The organism is Streptomyces spongiae, assembly GCF_009377185.1.
Lineage (GTDB): Bacteria > Actinomycetota > Actinomycetes > Streptomycetales > Streptomycetaceae > Streptomyces > Streptomyces spongiae.
Window position 1 is genome coordinate 1 of the sequence record NZ_VJZC01000377.1, and the last position, 9,664, is coordinate 9,664.

The following is a 9,664-nucleotide window of genomic DNA, read 5'->3' on the forward strand; positions in this document are numbered from 1 at the left end:
CCCGAAGACCTGGCAGTTGCCCGCGTCCCCGAAGAGCACGCGGTTCCTCGCGGCCCTAAAAGCCGCGCAGTTCCCCGCGCCCCCGAAGACCTCGCAGTTGCCCGCGCCCCCAAGACCGCGCCGTTCCCCGCGCCCCGAAGACCGCGCCGTTCCCCGCGCCCCGAAGACCGCGCAGTTCCCCGCGCCTCAAGAAGCCGTGTCAGTTGTCCGCGCCCCTGAAAACCGCGCAGTTCCCCGCGCCCTCTGCGGGGACCTGCGCCTCACATTGCCCGGGCCGCGCCTCCGCCTCCGCCTCCGTTGTTGTCGTCGTCCTCCGGGAGCTTGCACACTCGTTCCAGGAAGAAGGCGGCCGCTATCACTCCGATGCCCGCTACGACGGAGAAGCCGGCGTAGATGGCCTGGTCGCGGCGGGCCGGGATTTCCAGGGACTCCAGGAGGAACACGCCCGTGCCGCCGTACAGGCCGGCGACCAGGGCCGCGACCAGGGCGCTCGCGTGGCCGAAGACGACCGCTCTGGCCGCGACCAGCGGGTCGACGCCCTGGGCGCCCGGGTGGCGCTCGCGCTGGGCCTTGAGCCGGGCGCGCAGCGACAGCGCCGTGGCGAGGAGGACGACGGCGATCAGGGCTAGCACGATGGGCGCGGCCAGCGGGACGCGGGGCAGTGTGCCCACCGCCGTCCACAGGCGGGCCCCGGACCAGGACAGCACTCCGGCGACCACGAACACCGCGACCAGCGTCCTGATGCGCAGCTCTCTCACGATGCCCCTTCGACGAGTCAGTGATCTGGTCATGGTGGGCCGGCGATGATCCCGACCCGGTAGACCTTAACGACTACTCGGGCAGCTGGAGTTCCAGGTCCGCGCGGGGGACGATGCCCTCCCTGGTGACGTCCGCGAGGAGCTGGGCGACCGCGCCGCGGCCCGGGAGCTGGGCCTCGGGCTCCACGTCGTGCCAGGGCACGAGGACGAACGCCCGCTCGTGCGCGCGCGGGTGCGGCAGTGTCAGCACCGGGTCGTCGGAGACCTCGTCGGCGTAGGAGACGATGTCCACGTCGATCGTGCGCGGGCCCCACCGCTCGCTGCGGACGCGGTGGAAGGCCTCCTCCACCGCCTGCGCCCGCTCCAGGAGCGAGGACGGAGGCAGCGTCGTCTTCAGGACCACGACCGCGTTGAAGTACGTGGGCTGGCTGCCGGGCGCGACGCCCCACGGCTCCGTCTCGTACACCGGGGAGATCGCCTTGACCCGTAGGCCCGGGGTGTCCTCCAGGGCGTCGATGGCGCCCTGGAGGGTCTCCAGGCGGTTGCCCAGGTTCGAGCCGAGGGAGAGCACGGCCCGCTGGGGGTTGTGCAGGGTCGTGTCGGCGGCGTCCACCTTCTCGACGACCGAGGTGGGCACCGGCTGGACGGTCGGGTCGCTCTGACCCTCGGTGAAGAAGGCGGTCATACTCGGCTCCGGGTGATGGTGACGGTCACGTCGTCGAAGGGGACCGTGATCGGTGCCTGCGGTTTGTGGACGCAGACCTCGACCTCCTGGACCCCCTCGTGCTTCAGACACACCTGGGCGATGCGCTCGGCCAGCGTCTCGACGAGGTCGACGGGCTCGCCCTCGACGACGGCCACGACCTCCTCGGCCACGATGCCGTAGTGCACGGTCTTCGCCAGGTCGTCGTCGGCCGCGGCCGGTCGGGTGTCCAGGCCCAGCGTCAGGTCCACGACGAAGGTCTGGCCCTCCTCGCGTTCCTTCTGGAACACACCGTGGTGCCCGCGGGCCCTCAGGCCGCGCAGCGCGACACGATCCACGCGAATCACTCCTGCAGTCGTCGGTCACGGCCGGTGCGTACCGTGTGCGGACGGCGCACCAGCCACCCTCGAATCTACCTGCGGGCACTGACAGCGTTCAGCCGCGGAAAGCCGGAACCCGCACCCGACGGGCACAGTTCACGAGGCGTTTCCCCGGGAGGACACGGCGGCGCGCAGGCCGGACACCGCGCCTACCCAGGGTCCCCTTACCTGAATCACTCCGAATCACTGCACGACCCTTGAAAGGCACCTACCCACTCAAGCGGATGTGTCCTCGCCGTCGTCACCGTCGGATTCGGTCAGGACGGGAGAGGCGTGGTGCGACCACAGCTTCCAGCCGTCCGGGGTCCGCCGGAACACGTTCGTCGCGACGACCAGCTGGCCGACGAGCGGGCCCAGCTCGCCCTCGCCCTCGGGCGCCGGGCCGCCGCTGAGGATGTTCTCCGTGCAGGTCACCAGGGCCGTGTCGCCGGTGACCGACACATGGACGTCCGTGAGGAAGAACTGGATGTACTCGGTGTTCGCCATGATGAGCGCGTAGGACCTCAGCACCTCGCCGCGGCCGGTGAGCACGGGCCAGCCGGGGTGCACGCAGGAGATGACTCCGCTGTCCGCCGGGTCGTGGTACGACTCGTCGACGCCCAGGTCCGCGGGGGTCAGCCAGAGGGAGGAGACCTCCTCGAAGTCGCCGCGCTCCAGTGCCTCGTAGAAGGCCGTGTTGGCGAGTTCGACCTGTTCGACGTCGGTGTGGGGCGCGCTCACAGCTCCCGGGCTCCTTCTACGGCCCTGGCCACGCGGACGGCGTCGGCGGTGGCCCGCACCTCGTGGACGCGTACGGCCCAGGCGCCCTGGTGGGCGGCCAGGGCGGAGACGGCGGCGGTGGCGGCGTCGCGCTGCCGGGCGGGCGGCGGGGCGCCTTCGGGGCCGGCGAGGACGGCGCCGAGAAACCTCTTGCGGGACGCGGCGACCAGCAGGGGGTGGCCGAGGCCGAGCAGACGGTCGAGGCCGGCGAGGAGCGCGAGGTCGTGCTCGGCGTCCTTGGAGAATCCGAGACCCGGGTCGACGACGATCCGGTCGGGGGCGATGCCACCGTCCAGAACGGCCTCCACGCGCGCGTGCAGTTCGTCGACGACTTCGCGGAGCACGTCCTCGTACATGCCCCTGACGTTGCCGCCTTCCAGGAAGCCGCGCCAGTGCATGACGACGAAGGGGGCGCCCGCGTCGGCGACGACCGGGATCATGGCGGGGTCGGCGAGGCCGCCGCTGACGTCGTTGACGAGCGCGGCGCCGGCGGCAAGAGCTTGTTCGGCGACGGTGGCGCGCATGGTGTCGACGGAGACGACGACGCCCTCGGCGGCCAGGCCGCGTACGACGGGGATGACGCGCCTGAGTTCCTCCGCCTCGTCCACGCGGGTGGCGCCCGGGCGGGTGGACTCGCCGCCGACGTCGACGAGGTCGGCTCCCTCGTCGACGAGGTGGAGTCCGTGCTTCACCGCGGTGGTGGTGTCGAACCAGCGGCCGCCGTCGGAGAACGAGTCCGGGGTGACGTTGACGACGCCCATGACCGCGCAGCGGTCCCATGCGGGCAGGCCCACCACGTGGCCGCGGCCGCTCTTCGTGTTCATGCGCCCAGCCTAGGCCCCTTCTGATGGATCTCCGCGGCGTCACGACGCCCGGTGCGTGCGCTCACCGGAGGTCAGCGCGCCAGTATCAGGCTCATCGCCTCGGCACGCGTCGTGGCGTCGCGAAGCTGGCCGCGCACAGCCGACGTCGTGGTCTTCGCGCCCGGCTTACGGATCCCGCGTACCGACATGCACATGTGCTCGGCCTCGATGACGACGATCGCACCGCGCGCCTCAAGGATTCGCATCAGAGAATCAGCGATCTGCGTGGTGAGCCGCTCCTGCACCTGTGGACGCCGCGCGAACACCTCGACAAGGCGCGCGAGCTTCGACAGGCCAGTGATCTTTCCGGACTCGGCCGGGATGTAGCCGACATGGGCTACTCCATGGAACGGCAGCAGATGATGTTCACAGAGGGAAACAATCTCGATGTCCTTCACCAGGACCATCTCATCGTGCCCCAGATCGAACGTCGTCGTCAGCACCTCTTCGGGCTGCTGCGTCAGCCCCGCCAGAAGTTCCCGATACGCCCGTGCCACCCGCGCGGGCGTCTCCCGCAACCCCTCCCGGTCCGGGTCCTCCCCGACCGCGATCAGCAGCTCACGAACGGCGTTCTCGGCGCGCTTCTCGTCGAACTCGCCGATCGCTCCCTCGCCGTCCAGCCTCACGGGGTCGGTCATCTGGTGCCTCGTTCCTGTGGCTCCGACGCGTACGGATCACGCGTCATATGTACGGGCATAAGAAGTTGCCGCGCCCCCCAGGCTAGAACCTGGGGGGCGCGGCAATCATTCCGGGCCTGGTAGGCCGAAAACCGTCGGAACCGGATCAGCTCTCCGGGCGGTCCTCCGGGGTGGCCTCCTTCGCGGGGACGGACTCCGCGGCGCCGGTGATCGCCGGCGTCGCGCCGTTCACCCCGTTCGTCAGTGCGAGCTCCTTCGGGGAGAGCACCGGCGGGCGGGTGGAGGGCGTACGGCGGGAGGAACCGGTCCAGGCGGGCCGCGGCGGGCGCTTGACGATGGGGGCGAAGACCTCGGCGATCTCCTCCTTGCCCAGCGTCTCCCTCTCCAGCAGTGCGAGCACCAGGTTGTCGAGGACGTCGCGGTTCTCGACCAGGATCTCCCAGGCCTCGTTGTGCGCGGTCTCGATGAGCTTCTTGACCTCTTCGTCGACGAGCGCGGCGACCTCTTCCGAGTAGTCGCGCTGGTGAGCCATCTCACGCCCGAGGAACGGCTCGGTGTTGTCGCCACCGAACTTGATCGCGCCGAGACGCTCGGTCATGCCGTACTGCGTGACCATCGCGCGGGCCGTGGCCGTGGCCTTCTCGATGTCGTTCGCGGCACCCGTCGTCGGGTCGTGGAAGACCAGTTCCTCGGCCGCGCGGCCGCCCAGCATGTAGGCCAGCTGGTCCAGCATCTCGTTGCGCGTGGTCGAGTACTTGTCCTCGTCCGGGAGCACCATCGTGTAGCCGAGAGCACGGCCTCTGGAGAGGATCGTGATCTTGTGGACCGGATCGGAGTTCGGTGAGGCCGCCGCGACCAGGGCGTGTCCGCCCTCGTGGTACGCGGTGATCTTCTTCTCCTTGTCCGACATGATCCGGGTCCGCTTCTGCGGGCCTGCCACGACGCGGTCGATGGCCTCGTCCAGCATCTGGTTGTCGATCAGCTTCCGGTCGCTGCGGGCCGTGAGGAGCGCGGCCTCGTTCAGGACGTTGGACAGATCGGCACCCGTGAAGCCGGGCGTGCGGCGGGCGACCGCCGACAGGTCGACGTCCGGGGCGACCGGCTTGCCCTTCTGGTGGACCTTGAGGATCTCCAGACGGCCCTGCATGTCCGGGCGGTCGACCGCGATCTGGCGGTCGAAGCGGCCGGGGCGCAGGAGGGCCGGGTCGAGGATGTCGGGCCGGTTGGTGGCGGCGATCAGGATGACGCCGCCCTTCACGTCGAAGCCGTCCATCTCGACGAGCAGCTGGTTCAGGGTCTGCTCGCGCTCGTCGTGACCGCCGCCGAGGCCGGCGCCGCGGTGGCGGCCGACCGCGTCGATCTCGTCGACGAAGACGATCGCCGGGGCGTTCGCCTTGGCCTGCTCGAAGAGGTCACGGACACGGGAGGCACCGACACCGACGAACATCTCGACGAAGTCGGAACCCGAGATCGAGTAGAAGGGGACGCCCGCCTCGCCCGCGACGGCGCGCGCGAGCAGCGTCTTACCGGTACCGGGCGGGCCGTAGAGCAGCACGCCCTTGGGGATCTTGGCGCCGACGGCCTGGAACTTCGCCGGCTCCTGGAGGAACTCCTTGATCTCCTGGAGCTCCTCGACGGCCTCGTCCGAGCCCGCGACGTCCGAGAACGTCGTCTTGGGGGTGTCCTTGGTGATGAGCTTCGCCTTGGACTTCCCGAAGTTCATCACTCGGGAGCCGCCGCCCTGCATCTGGTTCATCAGGAACAGGAAGACGACCACGATGAGGACGAAGGGGAGCAGCGAGAGCAGGATCCCGACGAACGGGTTCTGCTTCGAGGGCGAGACGGTGTAGCCGTCATCGATCTGCTTGTTCTGGTACTTGTCCTGCAGCGTGGTGGCAAGGCTCACGCCCTGGTCGCCGATGTAGCTCGCCTGGATCTTCGAGCTGCCCTCGACCTTTTCACCGCTCTTGAGCTCGACCTTGATGATCTGCTCGTCACCGGTGGTGAGCTTGGCCGACTTGACCTTGTCCTGGTTGATCGCCTGGACGACCTGGCCGGTGTCCACCGTCTTGTAGCCGCCGGACGAGCCGACGACCTGCATCAACACGACCACGGCAAGGACGGCCAGCACGATCCACATGACCGGCCCACGGAAGTATCGCTTCACGTCCATCCATACGGAGCGGTGCCGCCCCGTCCCTCCTGCCATAGTGAGTTTGATAAAAGACTGTTCTTCGGACGGTACCCCAGCATTGTCACCCGACGCCGCGCGGGCGGCCGACAATCCCGTCTCTGCATGCTCCAACGGCGCGAGACCCGCTGGGGTTCCCGAGCCTTCCACGGAGGCTTGCCGACCTCATGACGAGGGCGTTTCAACCGCCGTAAACGTGAGGCGCGAGCGTACCGACGAACGGGAGGTTGCGGTACTTCTCGGCGTAGTCGAGGCCGTATCCCACGACAAACTCGTTGGGAATGTCGAATCCGACCCACTCCACGTCGATCGCGACCTTGGCCGCGTCCGGCTTGCGCAGGAGAGTGCACACCTTCAGGGAGGCGGGCTCGCGGGATCCGAGGTTGGTGATCAGCCAGGAGAGGGTCAGGCCGGAGTCGATGATGTCCTCGACGATGAGGACGTGCCGCCCCTTGATGTCGGTGTCGAGGTCCTTGAGGATCCGCACCACACCCGAGGACTGGGTGCCCGCCCCGTACGAGGAGACGGCCATCCAGTCCATGGTGAGGGGGGTGGACAGCGCCCGGGCGAGGTCCGCCATGACCATCACGGCGCCCTTGAGGACACCGACGATCAGCAGGTCCTTGCCCGCGTACTCCGCGTCGATCTTCGCGGCCAGCTCGGCCAGCTTCGCGTCGATCTCTTCCTTGGTGATGAGTACCTGTTTGAGGTCCCCACCCATGTCTTTCGCGTCCACCCGCATCACTTTCGGTCGTCCCACCGGCTGACCGGTCCCTCCCCGAAGGGGGCACCCGACACCTCCTGAGAGGAGTGTGTTTTTCAGCCTTGCCGAATCACCAGTCTGCCACCCTGCCGCTGTGCGACGACCTTGCCCGGGAGATTGATGGCTCCCTGGCCGCGCCAGCCGGTGATCAGCCGGTCGACCTCCTCGATGTGGCGGGCGAACAGCGAACCGGCGGGAGCCCCGGCCTCGATGGCGGCGCGACGCAGGACGCGGCGGCGGACGGCGACGGGCAGCGCGTACAGCTTGGCGCACTCCAGGAGGCCCGAGGCGTCGCGTACGGAGGCCTCGGCATGGCGGGCCCAGGCGTCGAGGGCGTCGGCGTCGTCACGCGAGAGCCGGGCGGTGCGGGCGAGTGCTTCCACGACGCCCTTGCCGAGCGCCTTCTCCAGGGCGGGCAGGCCCTCGTGGCGCAGCCGGGAGCGGGTGTAGGCGGGGTCGGTGTTGTGGGGGTCGTCCCAGACGGGCAGGGACTGGACCATGCAGGCCTTGCGGGCGGTCTGCCGGTCGATGCGGAGGAAGGGGCGGCGATAGCGGCCGCCGGCCCCCGAGACCGCGGCCATACCGGACAGGGAGCGGATGCCGGAGCCGCGGGCGAGGCCGAGCAGCACCGTCTCGGCCTGGTCGTCGCGGGTGTGGCCGAGCAGGACGGCGGCGGCGCCGTGGCGTTCGGCGGCGGCGTCCAGGGCGGCGTAGCGGGCGTCTCTGGCGGCGGCTTCGGGGCCGCCGTCGCGGCCCACCGTCACGGCGACGGACTCGACCGGGTCCAGGCCGAGTTCACGCAGGCGCAGGGCGACCTCGGCGGCGCGCAGGTCGGAGCCCGGCTGCAGGGCGTGGTCGACGGTGACGCCGCCGGCGCGGACGCCGAGCTTGGGGGCTTCGAAGGCGAGGGCGGAGGCGAGCGCCATGGAGTCGGCGCCGCCGGAGCACGCCACGAGCACGAGCGGCGGGGTTACGGGGGCGTCCCGGTCCGGGCGCGGTCGCGCACCGACGTCAGCGGTGCCGGGAGGCAGGGCGCCGGGAGCCGGGGCGTCGGGAGGGAGCGCACCGGGAGGCAAGGCGCCGCGAGGGACGTCGGCGGGCATGACAGCGGGCCCGCCTGCGTGGACGGCGGGAACGGCGTGGGGGGTGTCGGTGTCGGCGTGGTGTTCGGTGAGGAGGTCGTGGAGGACGCGGCGAACCGCCAGGCGTATCGCCGCGACCGCAGGATGGGGACCCATGTCCGGTGCCCTTCATGAAGTTGTCGGGGGGTGAACCCGAATCTGGTCACTCAGAGTGTGTAGATGGTGACAGAAACGGGCCGTGCCCCGAGCATTGCACGCCTGCCCATCGCTCACGCTCCCTCGGACGGGTGATTGGAGGGGCGTTTGCCTGCCGTCGGCCGAATGCGTGTCACGCCTTCCCCACGGGCCTCACGCTTCCGACTTACGGTGCACCCGCGCGACCCAATCCGCCGGTTTGGCGATCTCCGCCTTGGTCGGCAGGGTGTTCGGGGAGGTCCACACGCGGTTGAAGCCCTCCATGCCGACCTGTCCGACGACGGACCGTACGAACTTCTCGCCGTCCTTGTACTGCCTGAGTTTGGCGTCCAGACCCAGCAGCTTGCGCAGGGCGAGGTCCAGGCGTGAGGCCCCGCGGGCGCGGCGCTGCTGGAACTTCTCGCGGATCTCGCCCACGGACGGCACGACGTCCGGGCCCACGCCGTCCATCACGAAGTCGGCGTGGCCCTCCAGGAGGGACATGACCGCGGTGAGGCGGCCGAGGATCTCGCGCTGCGCGGGCGTCTGGACGAGTTCCACGATGGACCGGCCGTCGTCGCCCTCCTCACCCTCGGGGCGCCCGCCGGCGAGCGACTGGGCGGCCTCCCGGATGCGCTCCAGGACCGTCGCGGGGTCGACCTCGGTCTCCCCCAGGAAGGACTGGATTTCACCCTCCAGGTGGTCCCGCAGCCAGGGCACGGCGGTGAACTGCGTGCGGTGCGTCTCCTCGTGCAGGCACACCCAGAGACGGAAGTCGTGGGGCTCCACGTCGAGTTCGCGCTCCACGTGGACGATGTTCGGCGCGACCAGCAGCAGCCGTCCGCCGCCGTTCTCCCCGGCCGGGAGCTCGCGGGTCGCGGGGGCGAAGGTCTCGTACTGGCCGAGGACGCGGGAGGCGAGGAACGACAGCAGCATGCCGAGCTCCACGCCGGTGACCTTGCCGCCGACGGCGCCCAGCACCGCGCCGCCGGGGGTGCCGCTGCGGCGTTCCTGCATCTTGTCCAGCAGCGGTTTGAGGAGCTCCCGGAACCCGGCGACGTTCGCCCGGACCCAGCCCGGGCGGTCGACGACGAGGACGGGGGTGTCGTGGGCCGTCTCGGTGCCCATACGAGTGAAGCCCCGGACGTGCTCCTCCGAGGACTTGGCGTGTCGGCGCAGCTCGGCGACGACGGCCCTGGCCTCGTCGCGGCTCACCTCGGGGCCCGGCCGTACGAGCCGGGTCGCGGTCGCCACCGCGAGATTCCAGTCGACCATCTCGGCACCACCGATGCGCGTCATGAATCAACCGTACGGGAGCGCTGCCGCTGGGGGCAGGGCGTGGGAGGTGGGTGG

General features: G+C 70.1%; 10 protein-coding genes. All 10 read right to left on the bottom strand.

Annotated elements, in window-relative coordinates; all coding sequences use genetic code 11:
- Positions 1-260: 260 nt before the first annotated feature.
- On the bottom strand, positions 261-758 hold the full coding sequence (locus tag FNH08_RS34860; RefSeq protein WP_322725995.1) for a DUF3180 domain-containing protein: 498 nt from the start codon (positions 756-758) through the stop codon (positions 261-263).
- A gap of 73 nt (positions 759-831) precedes the next feature.
- Positions 832-1,443, bottom strand: coding sequence for a 2-amino-4-hydroxy-6-hydroxymethyldihydropteridine diphosphokinase (gene folK / locus FNH08_RS34865; protein WP_152775527.1), 612 nt, complete (start codon positions 1,441-1,443; stop codon positions 832-834).
- Positions 1,440-1,799, bottom strand: coding sequence for a dihydroneopterin aldolase (folB, locus tag FNH08_RS34870; protein WP_322725996.1), 360 nt, complete (start codon positions 1,797-1,799; stop codon positions 1,440-1,442). Before folB ends, folK begins: the two co-directional genes overlap by 4 nt.
- A gap of 258 nt (positions 1,800-2,057) precedes the next feature.
- Positions 2,058-2,561, bottom strand: coding sequence for a nuclear transport factor 2 family protein (locus FNH08_RS34875; RefSeq protein ID WP_322725997.1), 504 nt, complete (start codon positions 2,559-2,561; stop codon positions 2,058-2,060).
- Complete coding sequence (gene folP / locus FNH08_RS34880) at positions 2,558-3,424, bottom strand: dihydropteroate synthase (protein ID WP_152775528.1); 867 nt, start codon at positions 3,422-3,424, stop codon at positions 2,558-2,560. Before folP ends, FNH08_RS34875 begins: the two co-directional genes overlap by 4 nt.
- Before the next feature lie 71 nt (positions 3,425-3,495).
- Complete coding sequence (gene folE, locus FNH08_RS34885) at positions 3,496-4,101, bottom strand: GTP cyclohydrolase I FolE (RefSeq protein WP_152775529.1); 606 nt, start codon at positions 4,099-4,101, stop codon at positions 3,496-3,498.
- A gap of 145 nt (positions 4,102-4,246) precedes the next feature.
- Entirely contained in the window at positions 4,247-6,274 is a 2,028-nt protein-coding gene (gene ftsH, locus FNH08_RS34890; protein ID WP_152775530.1) for an ATP-dependent zinc metalloprotease FtsH, read from the bottom strand.
- A gap of 199 nt (positions 6,275-6,473) precedes the next feature.
- Entirely contained in the window at positions 6,474-7,034 is a 561-nt protein-coding gene (hpt, locus tag FNH08_RS34895; protein ID WP_152775534.1) for a hypoxanthine phosphoribosyltransferase, read from the bottom strand.
- Between the two features lie 77 nt (positions 7,035-7,111).
- Positions 7,112-8,293: a tRNA lysidine(34) synthetase TilS gene (tilS, locus tag FNH08_RS34900; RefSeq protein ID WP_152775531.1), complete on the bottom strand. Its 1,182-nt coding sequence runs from the start codon at positions 8,291-8,293 to the stop codon at positions 7,112-7,114.
- Between the two features lie 192 nt (positions 8,294-8,485).
- Positions 8,486-9,610: a zinc-dependent metalloprotease gene (locus tag FNH08_RS34905; protein ID WP_152775532.1), complete on the bottom strand. Its 1,125-nt coding sequence runs from the start codon at positions 9,608-9,610 to the stop codon at positions 8,486-8,488.
- Positions 9,611-9,664: the final 54 nt, after the last annotated feature.

What these genes read in the sequence shown, in the direction of transcription:
- FNH08_RS34905 (WP_152775532.1), bottom strand. Translation starts at nt 9,610, where the DNA reads ATGACGCGCATCGGTGGTGCCGAGATGGTCGACTGGAATCTCGCGGTG.
- folP (WP_152775528.1), bottom strand. Translation starts at nt 3,424, where the DNA reads ATGAACACGAAGAGCGGCCGCGGCCACGTGGTGGGCCTGCCCGCATGG.
- hpt (WP_152775534.1), bottom strand. Translation starts at nt 7,034, where the DNA reads ATGCGGGTGGACGCGAAAGACATGGGTGGGGACCTCAAACAGGTACTC.
- tilS (WP_152775531.1), bottom strand. Translation starts at nt 8,293, where the DNA reads ATGGGTCCCCATCCTGCGGTCGCGGCGATACGCCTGGCGGTTCGCCGC.
- folE (WP_152775529.1), bottom strand. Translation starts at nt 4,101, where the DNA reads ATGACCGACCCCGTGAGGCTGGACGGCGAGGGAGCGATCGGCGAGTTC.
- folK (WP_152775527.1), bottom strand. Translation starts at nt 1,443, where the DNA reads ATGACCGCCTTCTTCACCGAGGGTCAGAGCGACCCGACCGTCCAGCCG.
- ftsH (WP_152775530.1), bottom strand. Translation starts at nt 6,274, where the DNA reads ATGGACGTGAAGCGATACTTCCGTGGGCCGGTCATGTGGATCGTGCTG.